Raw genomic sequence first — 22,059 nt, 5'->3', positions numbered from 1 at the left:
CATTTAAAGTTAATCACGGCTTAATATGCCAATCCATATGTTATATCACAAGTGATATTGCACAGGTGTATTATTGCCGTGTTTTATTGATAATTAAACGGGGCTTTTATGTTAGATACATTCATGTTAGGTGCAATAGAGGCTGGTGGAACGAAATTTATTGCGGCAGTTTCTGATCAGGATCTGAATCTGATTGATAAAATCAGCATACCAACCACAGATCCGAGTGAGACACTAGGGAAAATAGCTGATTTTTTCTCGTCATATTCGATTGCTGCTATGGGGGTCGGATGTTTTGGTCCCCTCGATCTGAATTTGTCATCCTCGACTTACGGATATATTGAATCGACGCCTAAACTCGCATGGAAAGGTTTTAATATCCTCGGGGCACTACAAGCACAATATCGCATCCCGATCGCCCTGAATACTGATGTCAATATCGCGGCTTTGGGAGAGTTAAAATGCGGTGCTGCGGTTGGCGAACACAGCTGTATTTATATCACAGTCGGCACCGGAATCGGTGGCGGAGTCATTGTAGATCTGCAGATATTCAATGGGTATCATCATTCGGAACTGGGACATATCGCCGTCAAACGTTTTCCGTCAGATACGTTCGCCGGAATATGTCCTTATCACACCGATTGTTTAGAAGGTCTGGCATCCGGACCGGCTCTGGCTGAACGAGCCTATCAGACACCGAATCAAATTGGCAAAGATGATCCTCTCTGGGAGGTTGAGGCCTATTACTTAGCACAAGCTATTGTTACATATAGTCTGATTCTATCTCCGGCAAAAATCATACTGGGCGGCGGAGTCATGCAACAGGAACATGTATTGGATATGGTCAAAGCTTCGGTTAATCAACAGCTAAATCATTATATTAAAATACCCGACATTGATGATTATATCGTCAGACCTCAACTGAAAAATGAGGCAGCAATTATCGGTGGGTTTATCCTAGCAAGGGATGCGCTAACATTGGGATAAAACACTCTTCACCTGATAAGATATCCACTCAATCGAGGTCCTTGTCGGGCCTGATTCATCAAGAGTAGCCAGTTTGATTATCATTCCGGCTGCTTGCCTCTGCCATACATGATACATGAGCCACTATCTCCATTAAGATCGGTCACAATGAATCCGGGATTAGCAGAAAGTCACACTATCTTCTACGCCGCAAATCCAAACCCATATGCATCTAACGCCAGCAATTCCATATCCACCGAGCGGTGCAACACTTGCCCGTTTTCGGATATGTCACTGGTTCCCAGAATACAGGGCAGTGGTAGAAAATGATCCGGTGTCGGATGATTAAACTGCGCATAAGGGGCTGTTTGTAAATAGTGATTAATCGCGTCAACATCCCGCTGCTCTATTTTTTCAGCAACCCAGTCGGTGAACACTTGCATTTTATGAATGCTTTCCGGATCTGACGCGGCAGAAAATACGGCTCTCAGGTTATGACTGATTCCGCCGGAGCCAATAAAGAGAACGCCTTCTCGCCGCAGAGATGATAAAGCTTGCCCTAACTCGTAGTGAGTCTGAGCACTCGCCTGACGATTAATAGAGATACTGATAATCGGAATATCCCGATGCGGAAACATATATTGCAGCGGAACCCATGCGCCATGATCCAGCCCCAAAGTATCATCCAGTTCGACTGAGAAACCACGATTTTGCAACAATTCACCAGCCTTTTGTGCTAAATCCGGTGCACCATGAGCCGGATATTCAACCTCGTAAAGCGGTTGAGGAAAACCGTAAAAATCATGAATCGTTCCCAAGGTTTGCCCACTGGTAATCATCACCGGACCTGCCACATCAAAATGGGCAGAGAACATGACAATCGCCTTCGGCTTTGGGATGCTCTGACCCATTCGTTTAAAAAACTCTGTTGTTTCAGATTGTTCCACAATCATCATCGGTGAACCGTGGGAAACAAACAGTGTCGGCATGATCGTATGATTCATGATTGCCTCTCTTCACTCGCAACTTTTTAGAGACTTCATCATACGGCTCAACAGACTCGTGATAAAACCCTTATCTATTGAATAACACCTTCGAAAACATGGAAGAAACATTCAAGTATGCGGACGAGAAAGGAGTAAGGAAAATTTACAGATTCACCCCACCAGACACCCAAAATGCTAAGCGTTTCATTTAGGCTCGGGAGAGTGACCTTTTCAAGGTCACTCAACTGGTGGATTTCTCTTATATTAACGTTTTAAATAATGTTTATAGGTATAGGTTTCAGGATTTAAGCTCGTTCTCGTATACTCAAAAACTCGCCCATCTTTGAGTTTCCCGATGGAATGAATACGAATCAGTGGCCGTTCAGGTGACACGTTCAAGGCCTCACAAATATCCTGATCTGGCAGGATCGCCTCAAAATCTTGAATGGCACCATCAATCTCAAACCCTAGCTCATTTTCCAGATAGCTGTATTTGGATCCTTCTAAGGAGAGCAGATTAATTTGAGGAAGTAACGTAACCGGAATATAGGAGTCTTCGTATATCGAAGGCACCTCATTAATCAACTTGATGCGACGAATAAAGTAAATTTTTTCCGATGGCGAAACTTTTAAGAATTCTGCAATTTCTTTATCCGCTGACATTAACTGAAACTCGACAACTTTATACACCAAACTCTTATCTGAGTTCGCGAGCATTTCTTGGGTTGTAACCAAATTTGACATTGAATTTGCTAACGTTTTGCTAACAATACTCGACCCTGAGCCCTGTCTCTTCTCAACTAATCCTAGTTTCACCAATTCATCGATAGCTTTACGAATCGTACTCCGACTGACCGAGTAATGTTCTATCAGTGCTTTTTCCGTCGGTAACATATCACCGATGTTCAACTCATCCGAGTCAATCCGAGATTTCAGATCCAGCATCACTTTTTTATACAGCATTTTCTCTCCTTATCTCGGCTAAAACTAGCATACAGAATTCAAACAAATCAAGAACCTATTCAATTAACAGCATAACAAATGTGATCCACCAGATTATTCCACATTATTTGTTATCTATTTATATCTAATTGCGAATATTGATCATTATCTCATTTTTTATTTGTCCTATTTGTCATTTAAAAAATAGTGATATCTAATACAAATTGAATACAAATTAAAACAATCCATACATCCAATACAAAAACATGCAACAAGGTCACGCAATGAACATAGAAAAAATATCCCGTGAACTGATCCCATTGCTGGGAGGGAAAGACAATATCGCCAGTGCAGCACACTGCGCAACCAGACTCAGATTAGTTCTGGCTGACGAAAGCAAGTTGAATCAAGAGGCAATTGACAATGTCGATGGTGTAAAAGGGTGCTTCATCAACGCGGGGCAAATCCAGATCATCTTTGGGACGGGGTTAGTCAATAAAGTCTATGCTGAATTTGTCTCTCAAACCGGCATCAATGAAACATCAAAGGAAAATTTAACCAATATTGCAGCCCAAAAACTTAACCCTTTTCAGCGGATAGCCAGACTTTTATCGAATATTTTTGTCCCTATTATCCCTGCAATTGCTTCTGCCGGGTTGCTGATGGGATTACTCGGATTAGTCCGTTCCAATGGGTGGGTATCACCAGATAGTGCGCTGTTCATCATGCTTGATATGTGCAGTTCCGCTGCTTTTATCATTTTACCCATTCTGATTGGTTTTACCGCCGCGAAAGAATTTGGAGGAAATCCATTTTTAGGTGCCGTACTCGGTGGCATTCTGACCCATCCGGCATTAACAAATGCATGGGGCGTCGCCTCTGGTTTTAATACCATGGATTTCTTTGGCATCGACGTCGCGATGATCGGCTATCAAGGCACGGTATTCCCGGTGCTACTAGCTGCATGGTTCATAAGTTTCGTGGAGAACAAGTTACATCGGGTCGTTCCTGATTCCCTCGATCTGATCGTGACGCCTTTCGTCACTATCATTCTGACCGGGTTCATTGCGCTGTTATTTATCGGTCCTGTTGGACGAGCTTTAGGTGATGGGATTACATTATCTCTGAATTTCATCTATCAACATATTGGGTGGCTTGCGGGATTGCTGTTTGGCGGGACGTACTCAATGATTGTCATTACAGGCATTCATCATAGCTTCCACGCCATTGAAGCAGGCCTGTTAACCAATCCCGAAGTCGGCGTTAACTTTCTGCTACCAATTTGGTCAATGGCTAACGTTGCTCAGGGCGGAGCGTGTCTCGCTGTTGCGTTTAAAGCAAAAGACGCAAAAGTTAAAGCAATTGCTGTCCCGGCGGGTATTTCGTGTTTGTTGGGCATTACTGAAGCCGCTATATTTGGGATCAACATCCGCTATGGCAAACCATTTCTGGCAGCACTTATCGGTGGTGCATTAGGTGGTGCTTTTGTTGTGTACACAAAAGTAGGGATGACCGCGGTGGGAATGACCGGTATTCCCGGCATGGTTATCGCTCAACCAGGCAGCCTGCTGAATTATATATTAGGTATGGTCATTGCGTTTGGTAGCGCTTTTGTCATTTCCTACTTCATTTCCGTTATTCATAGTAATGAACGTAAAACATTAACCGCAGATTCTCAGTGAGAATAAAAAGAGATTATTTTATGTATAAGATTTTTTATCAGCCTGACGGGCATTGGTTTGGTGACTGTATGCCTTATTGCAAAGATGGTGTTTTCTATTTGTACCATCAACGAGATACCCGCAATCCGGGCCCGATGGGTGAACCTTTTGGCTGGTCATTATGTACCACCAAGGATTTTCGCCATTATGAAGAACACGGCACCTCAATAGAACATGGTTCAAATGACGATCAGGATCAGTACATCTACGCTGGCAGCGTATATCAGACATCAGAGGATACTTACACTGCTTTTTATACTGGCGCGAATAAGATATTTAAGAAAAAGGGAATCCCCTCTCAGAAATTAATGCAGGCGACAAGCCAAGATTTAATTCACTGGGAAAAGAACGGGAATGCGGATCAAATTGTGCCTCAGGAAGGATACGACATATTTGCCTGGAGAGATCCTTTTATTGTCTGGAATGACGAAAAAGAGGAATACTTGTTGGTTCTGGGGGCCAGAGCACCGGGGGACAACAGAAAACGTACGGGGCGTTTGGTTTCCTTTACCAGTAAAGATATGACGGAATGGACATTTCAGGGGGACTTCTGGTATCCGGGCCTGTTCACCATGATTGAGATGCCAGAACTATTCAAAATTGGCGAGTGGTGGTATCTGATTGTTTCTGAATTCAGTGATCAGAATAAGATGATCTACCGTATGAGCCGGAGCTTAGACGGCCCTTGGCTAGCCCCGGCAGATGATGCATTTGATGGCCGGGCATATTATGCAGGCCGCACAGCGACCGATGGTGCCAGACGCGTGCTTTTTGGATGGGTGCCGACCAAAGAGAACAATGACGATTTAGGCAATTATGAATGGGGCGGGACGTTTGTTCCTCAGGAAGTCTATCAGCGAACCGATAATACGCTGGGTGTGAAACCACTCAAATCTGTGCTGGATGCTTTTTGTATCAAAACGCCGTTGGCTGATACGCAACTGCAAACCGTTGATTCACATCAGGTACAGGTTCTGGCAGAAGATACCTCAACTTGTTTTAGCATTGAAGCGACAGTGAACATTACTCCGGGGACTCGCGGATTCTCTGTTTTCCTATATGGAAACGAACTAGAAGAGGCTTATGAATACCGTTTTGCCCTCAATGAAAAGCGGCTGACTTTCGATAAAACACCGAACTGGCCGTGGTTCCAATATATGAATAAAGGGCTCGAAAGGCCAGTTAACCTCCAAGAGAAGACTGACTATTCGCTGCAACTGGTCGTTGATGATGATATCGCAGTGCTCTACATCAACGGCACGGCCTTAAGTGTCAGAATGTATCAGAAACCCGGAACCAAACTGAGTGTCGGCGTCACTGATGGCGAGCTCTCACTGACCAATATAACCCTCTCTATATTGGCCCAGTAGATCACTCAATCTCGTATCAATAGCCACCCAAGATTTTGGATGGTTATTTTTATGCAATACGATTTTTATTACATGTTTCATATCAAACCATTCAAATTTAAATACTCTTTTATTAATATTTATAACAATAAAATTGTTTCGACCGCAAAAATAATACTAAACTTTTAATATTTCCTGACGACAATGTTATTAGGGTAATTATCTGAAAGGATTCAATATGAAAAAGTACGGACTTAAACAGATACTACTCATTTCCGTTATTTTGCTCGTTGGTGCCTCTGTATCAGTTTCCAATTACATTGCGTATATGAAACAAGCGGAAACAATATCTCAATTGATTATTGCTTCCGGAACAGATTACGCCACCAATAAAGCAGATTTGGTTGAGCAGTTTATCAGTGAAAAAATAGCTGGAATAAAGGGCATCGGCGACATGTATAAAGATACATCGCTTCCCGGCCAGTCCCCTCAGGATTATATAAACCAAGCAAAAATTTTTGCGACCACTCTCAATACCGGCAGTTCATTTATCGGTTTTGAAACAACCGGAGACGCATATTGGAATCAGGTCAGTGATGCCTGGCCCGATCATAAATTCAACGGGGATATCAGAACCATGAGCTACTATCAAGATGGTCGCAATGCGGTCAATCCATCGATGACAGAGCCCTATCCGGATGAGGCAAATCCTGATATTTACTGGGTCAGTATGGTCCAAAAAATTAAAGATGGGATGATCGGTGTTGATATGCAGCTTGCCTTCCTGAGTCATTTGGTTAAAAGCGCAAACGACATTGAAGGTTCTGTTGCTTTAATTTTGAATCAAGACACGACCGTGCTGGCTTCTTCTTCCGAAGTCTTGAAACCCGGGGACAAAGGTATTGATTTTGACTGGTTCAAAGATGCCGTATCCAAAGCGGTCAAACAGGAGCAAACCGTACAAGATTATGTGCTCAACGGACAAGATAAAATTTTGTTTACGCACCGAATCAAGGTGGCTAATAAAAACTGGTATTTTGTGATTGGTCTCAATAAAGCCATCGCCTTTAAAGGGCTTATTTCGGCAAAACATACGGCCATTACCACAACCATCATTGCTACCATCGTGAGTGTGGTCATTGCCTTCTTTGTCATTCAAATCTTATATCGTCCCATTATTTCTCTTAAAAATATGATTACCGGTCTCTCTCGTGGTGACGGTGATCTGACCCAACGCCTGAAAGTCCATTCCAGCGATGATCTGGGTCAGATAGCAGATGGCATTAACCAATTCATTGGTAACTTGCAAGCGATGATGCGGGAAATCCAAAATGCATCGGGGCAGCTTCAAACCAGCATCGGAGACATGAAACAACTTTCGGAACATAACTCTGCGATCCTCAAAAACCATGTCATAGAAACGGAACAAGTCGTCACTGCAATTGAAGAGATGAATGCAACAGCCGAATCGATGGCATCAGATGCCACTCATACGGCCAACTTGACGCAACAGGCCAATGATACCAGTGCTGAATCAAGACAAATTATGACGCAATCTCAACATACCGTCTCTGTGTTAATGAGTGATGTTGAGAACTCTTCAACTCATATTCAGCATATGAGTGATGAAACTCAGAGTATTCATTCCATTCTGACCGTGATCGGCAGCATTGCAGAACAAACCAATCTACTGGCACTCAACGCTGCAATAGAAGCAGCCCGAGCCGGGGAACAAGGCCGGGGGTTTGCCGTTGTTGCGGATGAAGTCAGAAATCTGGCCAGCAGAACCAAGAAAAGTACGGAAGAAATCGAAGAGGCACTGTCTCGTCTGCTCAAGGGAACAGAAACTATTGTCGAATCGATGGAGCATACCAGAGAGCGCTGTCAGGAAACCTCTGAGGGTTCTGACAATGTCGCGGTCAGCCTAGAAAAAATGACCGAGTTCGTCTACAAAATTAATGACTTAAGCTCACAAATCGCAACAGCGGCAGAAGAACAGAGCAGTGTAACCCATGAGATTAGCCGTAATATGTCCGCGCTGAATGATATCGTCAATGAGTTGAACCTCAACGGACAAAAATCACTATCGGGCATGGAAGGCATCAACAGGGTCAACCATAACCTGATCGATATCGTCGGACGCTTTAAACTCTAATTGCGTTGTTTAAACCTTAATACCCTGTTTAAACAATGAGAGATATGGGTTTGTTCAGTAAAAAGCGCACTTTAAAGGTGCGCTTTTGCATTTGTTTATCATTCAGAGGTCACTGAGGCTCAAACGTTGATGTTATCGCAGTTGCCGCTCACAGTCGTCGTTCACAATGGTGGCTGGATTGACTCAATCAGCGTCAGGCGCACTTTCCATGGGTCAAAGACCATGCCGGATTGCTCAACACCCTGATTGGAGAACATCATCAGATTGTCAGCCCAACCGCGGTATCGGGACCAATGTGGCACACCTAAGCCATTGGGATTGCCATAGCGAATAAAGTTAACCCAATACTGATGCACTCGCTCAGCCATTGCCTGATCAGCGGCAGTCACAGCATCATGATATTGAGCATGCAAAGTATTGAATGCGTAAACAATTTCACTGGCATGATCCGCGCCTTTTGATGTTGGCTTGAGGACATCCGCTACATAAGCAAAACGATAACCATAAACCGGTTGCCCCTGCGCTTCAGCAGCTTTCATGACAAAACGGGCAGGCTCAACCATTCCGGTATCCCGGATAATATCCAGTACCAGATCCGTAACAGATGTCTCTTGTGTCACGCCATAGGCATATTTCGCAATTTTAGAACCAACCGGACCAAAAATAGCCAGCGCTTCTTCTATCGTTTCAGGCCATTTGGTAAACGGAGATGAAACCGGAATTTCTGAAGTTGTCGCCCCCACCAATAGTGGGACAGAAACGCCACTCCCAGAGTTATAAATATTCTGAGGATGCGCAGTGGTCAATGTTTCATCAATCATCGGGCCAGTGTATGTCACACCGTTAAGATTCATCATGCTCAAACCATCGACAACATCTTCAGCAGGTAATGCCCGTAAAGCATCTAACGCAGTTTGTCCTTGCCCCTCAATATGAAACTTCTGCGCGAACAACAATCCGGCAGTTTCAGCAGACGCTTCACCGGATGTATTTTCATGACTTAGATAGCGGCCACTGAAATGGCGGCGACCAGCTCCTGATTGAATAATCGCTCGCTCAAACAAGTTTTCAGCCATCGGAGAGGTTAAAAGCGCATGAATTGACAAACCGCCGGCCGATTCACCGACAACCGTGACCTGATTCGGATCTCCGCCAAAAGAAGCGATATTCTCTTTCACCCATTGCAATGCAGCAATCTGATCCATGAGTCCATAATTCCCCAGCGCAGGATCTTCGTTTGCTGCGGTTAAAGCCGGGTGGGCAAAAAAGCCAAAACGTCCCAAGCGATAGTTGATACTCACCATCACAATCCCGTTTTTAGCAAAAGATGTTCCGTCATAATTTGCAGCGGAAGAACCACCGTTGACAAAACCACCCCCGTGAATCCATACCATGACAGGCCGTAATGTCCGACTTGGCTCTGCGGGTTGCCACACATTCAGAAACAGGCAATCCTCGGATAACTTGCCATTGAGTGGTGCGGCATCGCCCGGGAAAGGCACTTGCATACAGTCACTCCCATAGTCTTTCGCTGGTAAAACGCCGTCCCAAGCATTGACGGGTTGTGGCGCTCGCCAGCGTAAGTCGCCGACGGGGGGCTGTGCATAAGGGATACCTTTGTAGGAAATAACCGAGTCATTGTGTACCCCCTGCATGAGACCATCTTTGATTTTCACTATCGTATTCTCATGCGCAGACACATGACAGCTCAACCCCACAATTGCGAGTGCCAGCATATAAATGCGGTTCTTTTTCATTTCAAGTACTCTCCGTTTCATCGATTGGAATATCAGTTCATTCTCGGTTTTTATGTTCAATTCCATCAGGCTCACCGAGTTCAAATTACCTGCTTTTTCTCTCGCTTGTAACAAAACAGCGAGCTATAAAACCCGGACGACAACCAAGTGAATCAGTACCACAATCCACGACAACGTCGGCAACATAAGATCCGCAAGACGAATCCATAAAAAAACCTAGCCTCCAGAAGCAACACTCCAGGAACAGCTAGGTTTTGCCTGCATCGTCCTCAGACACCCACCAAAGTCAGGCGTCAGAGAAATACCACAGTAACAATCCGGTTATGCAACTAATCTAGTGAGATACGGTTTTTAACTCAAATGTTTCCCACTCACCTTGTGAAGTTGATAGCAGAACCCAAATGAATACAGTCACTTATCAACAAATCTAATATTAATTTTGTGACTTAAATCAAAAATATTTACTTAGCCTGCTAACTACTATATATTACTGAGCATGCTTAGTAATTGAGATAATCCACTATGGTCGATGATCTGAATATTCTGAAGAACTTATCGCTTGCCGAGCAACTCGCTCGGGCTGCTCGTCTGTGGAACAGCGTAGCAAATCAGGAGCTTACACCGCTCGGCTTAACCCAAAGTCGTTGGGTTGCGCTTTGGAAACTCCAACGTCTCGGCGATGAGGTCAGTCAAAAAGTGCTGGCCGATGCACTTGAAATCGAACTCGGTTCACTGATGAGAACCTTGAAACTGCTTGAAGACCAAAACTTTATCGAGCGCCACTGTTGTCCACACGACAAACGAGCCCGAATTGTCCATTTAACTGACAGTGGCAAAGAACTTTTAAAGCAGATTGAAGAAAGAGTGCTGCACGTCAGACATTGTATGCTCATCAATATTGATGAGGCCGAGCTCAACCAACTGAGCAAGACATTAGAAAAAATTGCACATAATGCTCAGGAAAACCTGCACCAACCAGAATAATAACGAAGGAAGTTTCACAAGATGACCCCCGATCAAAAATTTGCACGCTGGGTGAAATACGCCAGTGCGCTTTTCATTGTCCTTTTTGCCTATTTTTTACTGGCCGATACCGTAATGCCACTGACGCCACAGGCGATGGCAACCCGTGCCATTACCAAAATCGCGCCCCGAGTCAGCGGACAAATCAAACAAGTTTATGTCCACAACAACCAACAGGTACAGCAGGGAGATATCTTGTTTGAGATAGATCCGGCGTCCTATCAGCTTGCGGTTGAGCAAGCCAAAATCGATTTGGAAAAAGCCATTCAGGACAATCAACAATTAGATGCATCGATCGCAGCCGCACAAGCAGAGACCGAAGCAAATCAAATTGTATTCAACCAAAAAGTTCGCGAGGCCAAACGACTGGATAAACTTTTCGCCCGTAATGGTGTTTCCCAACAACAGCGTGATGATGCATTGAGTAATGCGACTGCGGCAAAAGCAAACCTGATGGCCGCGCAAGCCCGACTGAAAGAGCTTCAGGTTCGTCGCGGTACAACGACCCATGAGAATGTCACAGTGAAGATGGCACAGAACCGCCTTCAGCAAGCGGCTCTCAATCTCTCTTATACTCAAGTCAAAGCAGAACATGCCGGCATTATTACTAACCTGCAACTCATGATCGGAACTTACGCCAATAAAGGCACGCCGCTGATTGCGCTGGTCGATAACAAACTGGATATCATTGCTGATTTCAGAGAGAAGAGTCTGCGCAATTTTAGTCATAACACTCCGGCACTGATTACCTTTGATCGCGATCCGGGCCACCTGTATACCGCTAGGGTGAGTACCATCGATGCGGGTGTCAGTAATGGTCAGTTTGATGCTAACGGTTCGCTTGCCTCTCCGACAAGTTCTAATCGCTGGGTCAGAGATGCGCAACGAATCCGACTTCATCTCGTTCTCAATCAACCGCTATCTAAGAATTTGCCAGCCGGTGCCAGGGCAACGGTACAGCTGATTCCCCGACAATCCGTGTTTGCTTGGTTTGCGCGGATGCAAATTCATGCGCTGAGCTTATTGCACTACATTTACTGAACCGGAGAACAAGATGCGCTTATGGATCCATCCTCTCAATGAAAACGATCTCCGGCAGTGCTTACGAATCGCGACTGGCGCGACCCTCGGTTTTACCTTTAGTAAATACTTTGGCTGGGACTTCGGGGTCTTTTTTACCGTTGTTCCGATGTTATTGCTGGGGATGATCCCGGTACTCAACGGTCATATCGCCCGGCAAGTAATTGCATCAGCAGTCATCTGTACACTGGAAGTCGGCCTACTCGGAGGCTTATTTGGCTCGCATCCGGGGATGATGACATGCATTGCGTTGCTACTGTTTCTCTCCAAATTTGCCTGTATGGCTCGCGGACCGTTATTCCTGTTTGGTGCAAACAGTGTGTTGAATCTGAGTATCATGCTGCATTTTGCCAGTTATTCAACCACTGATATTAATGACATGATCAGCTGTAACATGGTTGCGAATATTCTGGCGATTGGGATTGCCTATCTGATGCACTATCTCATCCCTGATGTGACGCCCAGACAGCTGCCACCACCGTCAGAACCTAAACAGTCTCATCGTTTCCGCCATGAGACGCTGTTAGGTACCGGCGTTGCGACCTTATCGTTTCTCGTGTTTCAGACACTCAATCTCAGTGATTCGATGTCAGCGCAGTCCACCAGCCTGTTACTGCTGTTTCCGATGAACTGGAATGGCGCTTTAGGCTATGCCAGAAAAAGAGCAATGGGGACGATTTTAGGCGTTGTTTTTGGTCTGAGCTGCCAAATTCTTTTATACGATCGCTCTAACCAATTAGTGCTCGTCATCCCACTGCTGTGGATCGGAACCATGTTATTCGGCTATCTGCACATGAAAGAAGCAAGTGGGTCCGGAGTTGGATTCGGAGGATTAACCACATTAGGGATTTTATTCGGTCAGTATCTGACACCGACCAGTGACTTAACATTTAATGCGTTGTACCGAATCAGCAGTATCTTATTTGCTATTGTTGCCACATTGATCGCCACTTATCTGATCCATCGTATCTTGAATAATATTGAAGCGACCAAGTACGGGCACTGACCCGTTCAAGTGTTGTTCTGACTCAACATCACGTATCCAAATACGCTCCGTTTTACACTGTAAAGTCACAAAAAAGGATTGAGGTCTGACGACTCTCAATCCAATCTTTTGTGACATCCTGAGTTTCAATCACCTGTCATACGATATCATAAAAACAGACTAGACGGGCTGAGGACAGTCTTAAGCTTTCGGTGGCATCAGCTTCTCTCCCTGAGACTGAATAATGTCCTGATACCAATGGAAGCTTTTCTTGCGTATCCGATCGAGTGTACCCTGATTATCATCATTACGATCGACATAAATATAACCATAACGTTTGGCAAGCTGTGCCGTACTGGCACTGACCAAATCGATCGGCCCCCAGCTGGTGTAACCCATCAGCTCAACACCATCCTGAATCGCTTCACCAACTTGGAAGAGATGGTCATTCAGATAATTAATCCGATAGTCGTCAACAATTTCGCCCGCTTCATTGATGACATCTTTCGCACCAAGGCCGTTTTCAACCACAAACAGCGGCAGTTGATAGCGGTCATATAAGAAGTTAAGCAGGTAACGCAATCCAACCGGATCAATCTGCCAACCCCATTCAGACGCTTTTAAGTAAGGGTTTGACACCATACTCAGCATATTGCCCGCAGTTTTAGCCTGCTCATTCGGATCAGCACTGGCACATGCGCTCATGTAATAGCTAAATGAAACAAAGTCGATAGTTTCTTTCAGTGTTTCCCGATCATCTTCAGTGATGTTGATTTCAACGCCCAGCTCTTTGAACTTACGCGTCATATAACTCGGATAGTATCCTCTTGCCTGAACATCACCAAACATCAGCCACTCCCTATTTTGTGTCAGAGTATGCATCACATCATCAGGATTACAGGTGAGCGGATACTGTATCGCACCCAGAATCATATTACCGATTTTGGCATCAGGAATCATTTCATGACACGCTTTCACCGCTTTGGCACTGGCAACTAACTGATGATGGATCGCCTGAAAACGGGTCTGTTCGTCACAGTCTCTCGGCAAACCGGAGCCCGTGAATGGTTCATGCAACGTTACATTGATCTCGTTGAATGTCAGCCAGAGTTTGACCGCATGACCATATCGTTCAAACACTACGCGAGCATATTTTTCAAAAAAACCAATCACATCCCGGCTCGCCCAGCCATGATATTTTTCTGCCAGATTCAGTGGCATCTCGTAGTGAGATAACGTCACAAGCGGTTGAATACCATGCTTCGCTAACTCTGCAAAAATTTTGTCGTAATACGCCAAACCAGCTTCATTCGGCTCGGCATCATCGCCATTAGGAAAAATACGGCTCCAGGCAATCGATAAGCGCAAACAGGTAAATCCCATTTCGGCAAAGAGCGCGATATCCTCGGGATAGCGGTGATAAAAATCAATCGCAAGATCTTTAATATTAAAATCCCCAGCCTGACGAGGCACGATTTCGCCAAATGCACCATAAGGGCAAACGTCTGAAGTGGATAGACCTTTACCGTCGCCCAAGTGAGAGCCCTCAATCTGGTTCGCAGCCGTTGCGCCCCCCCATAAAAACGAATCGGGAAATTTAAAACTCATCTTCTCTCTTCTCCTGTTTAATCCTGATGTTAACCATATTATTGAGCAACCGATGTGGCTACTTCATTCATAGATTGATCTGCACTTCCCGCAGCTCCCGGTTCACCAAAGCAACCGCCAATCCACTGGCCAGAACAATCCCAATAAATACACCGATAATCGCAGTTCACACGGTCATATCGACCTGAAATGCTTATTTTAAAATCCGGCACCACAAAATTAAGGACCAAAAAAAACCCGAAAGATTAACCTCACCATACGGTCAGTTGTATCTTTCAGGTTTTGCCCGCGAACGCGCGGTAACAATCCTAGTTTTTTGTCATAAAAAAACCCGACACTTTGGAAGCACCACAATGGTATTCGTTCCGTATTCGTCAGGTTTTCCTGCCAGAGGGAATAACAATCCAATCTATCCTACGCTTATACCGTCCCCTACTCAGACAAACAACAAACGCCCCTGTCGATTGTGATACAGATCAGAAAATTTTATCCGGCCAGATATGAACCGATGAATAAAAACAAGCTTTCAGACTCACAGTGACTATGCTTAAAAATGCAATAGAAGCAAACACTTAAATATAATTATATCAACAAATAAAGGGGTATACCATGGTGCACTTTTCTGGTTGGAAAATTAAGTATCAGATTTTCACACCCATCGCGTTCTTACTGATAGCAATTTTAACAGTGGTTGCACTCGGATTAAAAGTGAACCATCAGATTGCTCAGAACACCACTATGTTGACAAAGTATATCTCTCCGGCAACAACCACAGTGTTAAATGCTGATCGTGACCTCTACCAGTCAGCCGTCGCATTGCGAGACTATATGTATCTGTCATCACAGCAAAAAAACCCTCAAGAACAACTTGATGCATACCATGAAAATCAGCAGCAAGCCTATGACAGAATGTTGAAATCGAGAGAATTCGGAGAGCGGGCAGGGATCAAACTCATTCCTCAGGAACATCAAACATACATCAGCACCTTTAACCAGTGGAAAAGCCTCTCAGAAAACATCATCCGCTTGGTCAATGATGATCAATACCAACCGGCCTATACCTTACTGACCCAAGATCAGGAAAAGGTGTTCTCTACACTACGCTCGTACTACGATAAATTTGGTGAGAAATTGGAGTCTCGTCATCAAGAAGTCGCAGCAGAGATTCACAGTTTAGAAGCGCAACAAGAATTATATACCACCGTTACCAGCCTCTTTTCTGTTGTGGTCGGGCTTTGGTTCTTATTCTATATTCCACGCTTGATTTCGACTCGGTTACAAGTGCTGACGGACAAAATGAAAGAGCTGAGTCAGTCTGGTGGTGATTTAACACTCAGACTCCCGGACAATGGCAACAATGAACTTTCACAGCTTGCGAATGCAACCAATGAGTTCATCACTTATCTGCACAATATGCTGCTGACCATTGAAGACGAAGTCTCGGGAATCCATAACCATGCCAATCAGCTAAAAAGTCTGACATCCAAAACCGGGACGAGTGCTGCACATCAAAATACGGCTCTCGATGATATTGCCCATTCAATCTCTGAGCTGAATACGGCAATCTCTGAAGTTGCCCAACAATCTCAACGCTCATCCGATGAATCCAATCATGCCAGAACTGATGTCACCAATTCTCATCAGGGGATTCAAAATGCAATTCACCAGATCACCGCACTCGTTCAGGAGATGGAAGGCGCAGCCAGTGTGATCAGTAAGTTAGAGCAAGACAGTCAGAGTATCAACTCCGTCGTTGATGTGATTCGGGGTATCGCAGAACAAACGAATTTACTGGCGCTCAATGCTGCTATAGAAGCAGCTCGGGCTGGAGACTCCGGGAGAGGCTTTGCTGTCGTTGCCGATGAAGTCCGCGCTTTAGCACAGAAAACGCAGGAGTCTACACAAAGCATTCAAACCACGCTGTCAGAACTGAACGCCGGCGTAAAAAAAGCAGTCGATACGATTAAATCCGGTACAGAAAAAGCCGTTGAAACATCAAGCTATACCGATTCTGCGGGCTCAGCCATGAATCTGATTATCGACAGAGTCAATAGTATTACCGACTTTTCGGTGCAAATTGCAGCCGCAACCGAAGAACAAAGCGTGGTCGTCAATCAAGTCAATAATAATATGGAGCAAATGCGTGAAAGCTCAAAAGAAGTTACGGTAAATGCATCTGAAGCGAATAATGCGATCAATGAAGTCACATTATCCATTCAGAAACTCTCTCGGCAGGTGGCATCATTTAAACTTTCCTGAATGAAAATCCAATGAGGGTTGTTCTGCGCGCTCATATGATCAAAGTGAGCTGATAAACGGACTATGTCAACGACATGCAATACGCAACGATGAACGTTATTCCGTCGGTTTTTCAGGCATAGTCCGAAGCCAGATATTACTTAAATGATATTTCGCACAGGCACTACATGTCAGCACTTCACCATCACCATGAATGCGCATGACAATGTCTTCTCTTTTCTCTTTAGAGCTTTGCCTGACCTGAATGTAAATAAAATTGCCATCAACCTGAAAAGGAACCACCATCGATTTCCCTTCACTTTGAATTGAAGCTTTTGCTTCGTGAAAAGCGATCAAATCCGTGTTGTGCTGATTTTCATAAATCCCCTGAAACGCATAAGTTTCTTTATTTATCCAATGCTCTAGCTCTTCCTGAAAACATCCATACAGTGACAGAGAAGACAATAGAACCACCAGATACGACTTCACTGCATATTTGAATTGATACATATCTATTCCTCCTCCCCCATCAGAGTACGCTATTTCCGAACAAAAAACGTACCAACCACTTCACAAATCATCCATGATTTCGATGGGCGTAGATTACTGACGGTATAACCGTTGATTGACTCGATTTACATATCATGACAGCTGTCTCGTTCTGTTATTCGATTTTTTTAAACAAGTCTATTCAAAATAACACATTTATCATCAATGAAATTCATCTTTTAATAGTGCTAACAACCTTCAGAACAAATTCAACTTTTTTGATATAGGAAATGATGATATGCATTTTTTACGTAAATTACTGAATTCAAATGCTCAATATGCGCCACTGATTCTTCGTGTTCCGATCGGCATCATTCTCATGGCCCATGGTGCTCAAAAACTCTTTGGCTGGTTTGGTGGGTATGGCCTCGGAGGGACAGGCCAATGGATGGCTTCCATCGGCATTGAGCCCGGTATGCTCATGGCATTCCTTGCCGGGAGCGGCGAGTTCTTCGGTGGCATGTTCCTGTTGCTAGGACTACTCACCAGACCGGCTGCATGTGTTACCGCTTTTACGATGGTGGTCGCGATTTTTTCCGTACACATTAACAACGGTCTGTTTCTGTCCAATAACGGTTATGAGTATGCGCTTGCACTCCTAGCGGTATGTACCTCACTCATTTTCTCCGGATCCGGAAAACTGAGTCTGGATCAAGTCATCCTGCGCACCATCAAGTCATAACCTATTTATTCTAATCCCTGCCTATATCGCCCGCTTGCTGCAATGAAAAAGCTGTCAGCGGGTCGATATCTTTCACCAACATCTCCACTTGCCCGATCGCATCGACCGATGAACTATTTTTGCGATAACTGAGGTAAACGGGTCTTTTCCATTCAGAACCTCCGTCAATACAGTGTAGCTGACCTGTCCGCAGGAAAGGTTCAACAAGCGATGCAGGTAAGTAAGCACTTCCTTTCTTTTCAAGAATAAAATCGAGCGCAATTCTGCCCGTTGACGTCCGTAAAAATGGTGTCGTCACACGTGGATGCCGTTCCGCATGTTCAGCGGCAAATCGAGCCCCCCAGTCCACATAGACATAGTGATGCTTGAAAGCATCATCGATCGACTGCGGCTGAGTTGAAACAAAGAGAAGTGTCAGATCTGTCACTTTCCGACAATGCAAATCTTCGGCCTTAATCGGATCAAATACAAATGCCATGTCCAGAGTACGCTCAAGTAATCCACGGCTCAGTTGTTCCCGCCCCATGACTTCCGCGATAAATCCGTAGCCAGTAAACGTATCCGTTACTTTACTCAGACAGTGTTGTAAATAAGCATCCCAAATATTTGGCGTTCCGCCAATCGTTAACTGGAGCGCTTTACCACTTTCCAGTGACAGTTCAAACTTCGCCTGTTGTAAAGTCGCGACCATGACCTCTGCATAACTAATCAGGCGCTCTCCGGCTGAGGTCAACTTAATATTATTGCGATCCCGGGTAAACAACTGAGTATCAAAATAACTTTCAAGTTGCTTGATACGTGCACTAACTGCTGCCTGCGTTAAATATAAATTTTCTGCTGCCCGGCCAAAATGGCGCACCCGGGCCAATTCCAGAAAAGTACGAAAGACTTTGACGTCCATAGCAACCCTTTATTCTTACTGAAACTGCATCTTAAAGTGATTTAGGATATATGCATATACATAATGAAATGCAATGATAACGATAAAAAATTTTTGTTTTTCTTTTCCTTAGATTACGCCTAACTTTCGCCGTAATTCAATACAAAAGTGTAACGCTGCATTGATGCGAGGTTGATATGTCTGAGACTGAATTCCGTTACGGAAAGAAGCATTTTTACGACAATAAGAAATTCCCGCGGGGATTTGCTAAATCAGGTGATTTCACGCTGGCTGAAGAAGAGCTGCTCATTCAGTTTGGTGAAACCATGTCCCAGTTGGAATCAGGTGTCCTTGAACCTGTAAATGCCGATGAAAGACACTTTCTTCTCGTGCTCGAACAGCCAGAAAAAGCCACAACAAAACTGGAGCGAGTCTGGTTAAAATACGTTCGCCTTGCCCGAGGCAGAAAACGCTTCCACACGCTGAATGGCCGTAACAAGCCGGATGCGCTCGACGAATTCGTTGATGATTCAGATATAGAAACAGAAAGCTGAGTACCGACACAACATCTGATTCATAGGAGTAGAGCGCGGCCTCTGCTCTTTATGATTCAGCCTTTCCGAGCCCCCGACTTCTGTGAGGCGCTCTTCTTCACTTTTCCTTCACTCTCTGTCATGAAGTCTCCATGCGCTTTCCGCAGAGAGCACAACGCAAGTCACTTAATCTTTAATTTTCCATAAGCAATCGATGCATGACCATTGCCCTCTCGATACAGACGGTTACAAACCGTGACAGAAATGTACATTTCTTACAAAACACATTCCCAATTTTTAGCTAATTTATTTCACATATTGAAATAAATAACACATCGAGATCTATGTCACATTTATATTTTATCCTCAGATAAAAACTATCAAAATAGTGACACAAATCACTATAAATATAAAAAATAGATTTTCAAAAAAGAGAAGTTAAACATAAAAAATAGGTTGACTTTTTGTTATTCAGTTATTTGTAATAAATTTACAGTACTAAAAATAGATTTAAATCACTAAAAAGATACTTGTAACCCTACATATTTTTGATACATATCACAAAAAACCCGTTCTCAGTTTAATTGAAAAATTGTGTGCTAGATTGATTTTGAACGATTCAATTCAACGGCTTTGGCGAGCCGTTAACACAACAACATCCAATGAGTACATCGAACGGGGAATCCATATGATATCACCAGATGCAAAGGTCAAGATACAAAATTTTGGCCGGTTCTTGTCCAACATGGTTATGCCGAACATTGGGGCATTTATCGCATGGGGATTTATTACAGCACTGTTCATTCCGACAGGATGGACACCTAATGAAACATTGGCTGCACTTGTCGGGCCGATGATTACCTACCTATTACCACTGCTGATTGGTTATACCGGGGGTAAACTGGTCGGTGGTGAACGAGGCGCAGTCGTCGGTGCTATCACCACAATGGGCGTTATCGTCGGTGCTGATATCCCAATGTTTATGGGCGCAATGATTGCAGGTCCAATCGGTGGATGGGCAATTAAAACGTTTGACAAAAAAGTCGATGGAAAAGTCAGAAGTGGCTTCGAAATGCTGGTCAATAACTTCTCGGCCGGTATGATTGGTATGATCTTCGCGATCATCGCTTTTTTCCTGATTGGCCCATTCGTCAAGGTCCTCTCTACTGCACTGGCAACGGGTGTAGACGTCTTGGTGAAAGCTCACCTACTCCCTTTAACTTCACTTTTTGTCGAACCCGCTAAAATTCTATTTCTGAACAATGCCATCAACCACGGTATTTTCTCGCCACTGGGAATTCAGCAAGCCAGTGAAACCGGTAAATCCATTTTCTTCCTGATTGAAGCGAATCCGGGGCCCGGGCTGGGTATTCTGCTGGCCTATATCGTTTTTGGTAAAGGGACAGCCAAACAAACCGCCGGTGGCGCAACCATCATTCACTTTTTGGGCGGGATCCACGAGATTTACTTCCCATATATTCTGATGAATCCTCGTTTGATTCTCGCAGCTATTGCCGGCGGGATGACTGGTGTATTTGTATTAACTGTATTTGGTGCCGGTTTGGTATCTCCAGCATCACCCGGCTCTATTTTTGCCGTATTACTCATGACGCCGAAGAGCTCGATTATCGGTGTGCTTTGTTCAATCACTGCCGCTGCTGCCGTCTCATTTACGGTTGCGTCACTGTTGATGAAAACACAAAGAGATCAAGAAACCGATGGTGAAGATTCTTTGGAGAAAGCGACAACTCAAATGCAAGAAATGAAAGCCGAATCCAAAGGCTCATCAACAGCTCAACAATTCACAGGTGATGTCAAAAAGATCATTGTCGCGTGTGATGCAGGCATGGGGTCCAGTGCGATGGGTGCCAGTATGCTGCGTAAAAAAATACAAGCAGCGGGACTGGACATTCAAGTCACCAACTTGGCAATTAATCATCTTCCTCAAGATGTTGATATCGTCATTACTCATAAAGATTTAACAGATCGGGCCCGGAAACATGCGCCATCGGCACACCACATTTCTTTAACCAATTTTCTGGATAATGAAATGTATAACAATCTCGTCAATGAGATAAAAAAGTCTGATGCCGGTCAATCAGTCGCGGCCCAAAACGCTGACGCTGAAACCCAACCGGCATTCCAAATCGAAACCCGTAACATTCACTTAAACCTCAAAGCAAGTAACAAAGAAGAAGCCATCCGTTATGCGGGAGAACAACTCGTCGCACTCGGATATGCAGACCCCAGCTATATCGATGCCATGTTTGAAAGAGAAAAGATGGTGTCTACGTATCTGGGTGAATCCATCGCGGTACCGCACGGGACCATCGAAGCGAAAAATCACGTTCTGAAAACGGGCATTGTCATCTGCCAATACCCGGACGGTGTTCAGTTTACCGATGAGCCAGATGGCATTGCCAAACTGGTTATCGGTATCGCAGCACAGAACGACGAACATATGGCGGTCATTTCTACGATCACCAATGCGCTCGATGACCCGGATGCGATCACCACGCTCACGTCAACCAATGATGTGAACGCCATTCTGGAAGTGTTGGGAAATCCCACCACATAAGGCTCATAAGTAGAGGGAATCCACCTC

General features: G+C 44.5%; 17 protein-coding genes. 11 read left to right on the top strand and 6 right to left on the bottom strand.

The window, feature by feature from the left end:
• Window positions 1-108 precede the first annotated feature (108 nt).
• Window positions 109-987, top strand: a complete 879-nt coding sequence (locus VRK_RS15105) for an ROK family protein (protein WP_197413121.1) — start codon at window positions 109-111, stop codon at window positions 985-987.
• Between the two features lie 182 nt (window positions 988-1,169).
• Here the strand turns inward: VRK_RS15105 and VRK_RS15100 are convergent, their stop codons facing one another.
• Both VRK_RS15100 and VRK_RS15095 read right to left on the bottom strand, forming a co-directional pair.
• Window positions 1,170-1,970, bottom strand: a complete 801-nt coding sequence (locus VRK_RS15100) for a dioxygenase family protein (RefSeq protein ID WP_231735784.1) — start codon at window positions 1,968-1,970, stop codon at window positions 1,170-1,172.
• A 246-nt stretch (window positions 1,971-2,216) separates the two neighbouring features.
• Window positions 2,217-2,915: a GntR family transcriptional regulator gene (locus VRK_RS15095; protein WP_059122132.1), complete on the bottom strand. Its 699-nt coding sequence runs from the start codon at window positions 2,913-2,915 to the stop codon at window positions 2,217-2,219.
• Between the two features lie 263 nt (window positions 2,916-3,178).
• Here VRK_RS15095 and VRK_RS15090 point away from each other — a divergent pair, with 263 nt between their 5' ends.
• From VRK_RS15090 to VRK_RS15080, 3 genes are all read left to right on the top strand, one after another.
• Complete coding sequence (locus VRK_RS15090; RefSeq protein ID WP_059122131.1) at window positions 3,179-4,576, top strand: sucrose-specific PTS transporter subunit IIBC; 1,398 nt, start codon at window positions 3,179-3,181, stop codon at window positions 4,574-4,576.
• Window positions 4,577-4,596: 20 nt separating this feature from the next.
• Entirely contained in the window at window positions 4,597-5,985 is a 1,389-nt protein-coding gene (locus tag VRK_RS15085) for a glycoside hydrolase family protein (protein ID WP_059122130.1), read from the top strand.
• A 217-nt stretch (window positions 5,986-6,202) separates the two neighbouring features.
• Window positions 6,203-8,119 (top strand): methyl-accepting chemotaxis protein, encoded by a 1,917-nt coding sequence (locus VRK_RS15080; protein ID WP_059122129.1) that lies wholly within the window; start codon window positions 6,203-6,205, stop codon window positions 8,117-8,119.
• A 161-nt stretch (window positions 8,120-8,280) separates the two neighbouring features.
• Here VRK_RS15080 and VRK_RS15075 read toward each other — a convergent pair whose 3' ends face one another.
• Window positions 8,281-9,876, bottom strand: coding sequence for a carboxylesterase/lipase family protein (locus VRK_RS15075; RefSeq protein ID WP_197413120.1), 1,596 nt, complete (start codon window positions 9,874-9,876; stop codon window positions 8,281-8,283).
• Between the two features lie 522 nt (window positions 9,877-10,398).
• Here VRK_RS15075 and VRK_RS15070 point away from each other — a divergent pair.
• From VRK_RS15070 to VRK_RS15060, 3 genes are read left to right on the top strand one after another with little or no spacing between them, the layout of a single operon-like run.
• A complete protein-coding gene (locus tag VRK_RS15070) occupies window positions 10,399-10,860 on the top strand; it encodes a MarR family transcriptional regulator (protein WP_059122128.1) in 462 nt (153 codons plus the stop codon).
• Between the two features lie 21 nt (window positions 10,861-10,881).
• Window positions 10,882-11,940, top strand: coding sequence for an HlyD family secretion protein (locus tag VRK_RS15065; RefSeq protein WP_059122127.1), 1,059 nt, complete (start codon window positions 10,882-10,884; stop codon window positions 11,938-11,940).
• Window positions 11,941-11,953: 13 nt separating this feature from the next.
• Window positions 11,954-12,985 carry a DUF2955 domain-containing protein gene (locus tag VRK_RS15060; protein WP_059122126.1) on the top strand — a complete coding sequence of 344 codons (1,032 nt, stop codon included), beginning with the start codon at window positions 11,954-11,956 and terminating at the stop codon, window positions 12,983-12,985.
• Window positions 12,986-13,165: 180 nt separating this feature from the next.
• Here VRK_RS15060 and VRK_RS15055 read toward each other — a convergent pair whose 3' ends face one another.
• On the bottom strand, window positions 13,166-14,572 hold the full coding sequence (locus VRK_RS15055) for a glycoside hydrolase family 1 protein (protein WP_059122125.1): 1,407 nt from the start codon (window positions 14,570-14,572) through the stop codon (window positions 13,166-13,168).
• A 609-nt stretch (window positions 14,573-15,181) separates the two neighbouring features.
• Between VRK_RS15055 and VRK_RS15050 the strand changes: the two genes are divergently transcribed.
• A complete protein-coding gene (locus tag VRK_RS15050) occupies window positions 15,182-16,831 on the top strand; it encodes a methyl-accepting chemotaxis protein (protein ID WP_059122124.1) in 1,650 nt (549 codons plus the stop codon).
• Window positions 16,832-16,927: 96 nt separating this feature from the next.
• Here the strand turns inward: VRK_RS15050 and VRK_RS15045 are convergent, their stop codons facing one another.
• A complete protein-coding gene (locus VRK_RS15045; protein WP_059122123.1) occupies window positions 16,928-17,320 on the bottom strand; it encodes a hypothetical protein in 393 nt (130 codons plus the stop codon).
• Window positions 17,321-17,597: 277 nt separating this feature from the next.
• Between VRK_RS15045 and VRK_RS15040 the strand changes: the two genes are divergently transcribed.
• Window positions 17,598-18,041 (top strand): DoxX family protein, encoded by a 444-nt coding sequence (locus VRK_RS15040; RefSeq protein ID WP_059122122.1) that lies wholly within the window; start codon window positions 17,598-17,600, stop codon window positions 18,039-18,041.
• Between the two features lie 10 nt (window positions 18,042-18,051).
• On the opposite strand, the gene VRK_RS15035 is transcribed toward VRK_RS15040, so the two are convergent.
• Window positions 18,052-18,942, bottom strand: a complete 891-nt coding sequence (locus VRK_RS15035) for a LysR family transcriptional regulator (protein ID WP_059122121.1) — start codon at window positions 18,940-18,942, stop codon at window positions 18,052-18,054.
• 176 nt (window positions 18,943-19,118) lie between these two features.
• On the opposite strand from VRK_RS15035, the gene VRK_RS15030 reads away from it, so the two are divergent.
• The gene (locus tag VRK_RS15030; RefSeq protein ID WP_059122120.1) at window positions 19,119-19,475 is read left to right on the top strand and encodes a MaoP family protein; all 357 of its coding nucleotides are present in this window, start codon (window positions 19,119-19,121) and stop codon (window positions 19,473-19,475) included.
• Window positions 19,476-20,142: 667 nt separating this feature from the next.
• On the top strand, window positions 20,143-22,032 hold the full coding sequence (locus VRK_RS15025) for a PTS mannitol transporter subunit IICBA (protein WP_059122119.1): 1,890 nt from the start codon (window positions 20,143-20,145) through the stop codon (window positions 22,030-22,032).
• The last annotated feature ends 27 nt before the right edge of the window (window positions 22,033-22,059 follow it).

This window comes from Vibrio sp. MEBiC08052, assembly GCF_001506075.1.
Taxonomy (GTDB): domain Bacteria; phylum Pseudomonadota; class Gammaproteobacteria; order Enterobacterales; family Vibrionaceae; genus Vibrio.
This window is presented reverse-complemented; position numbering and strand designations above follow the sequence as displayed.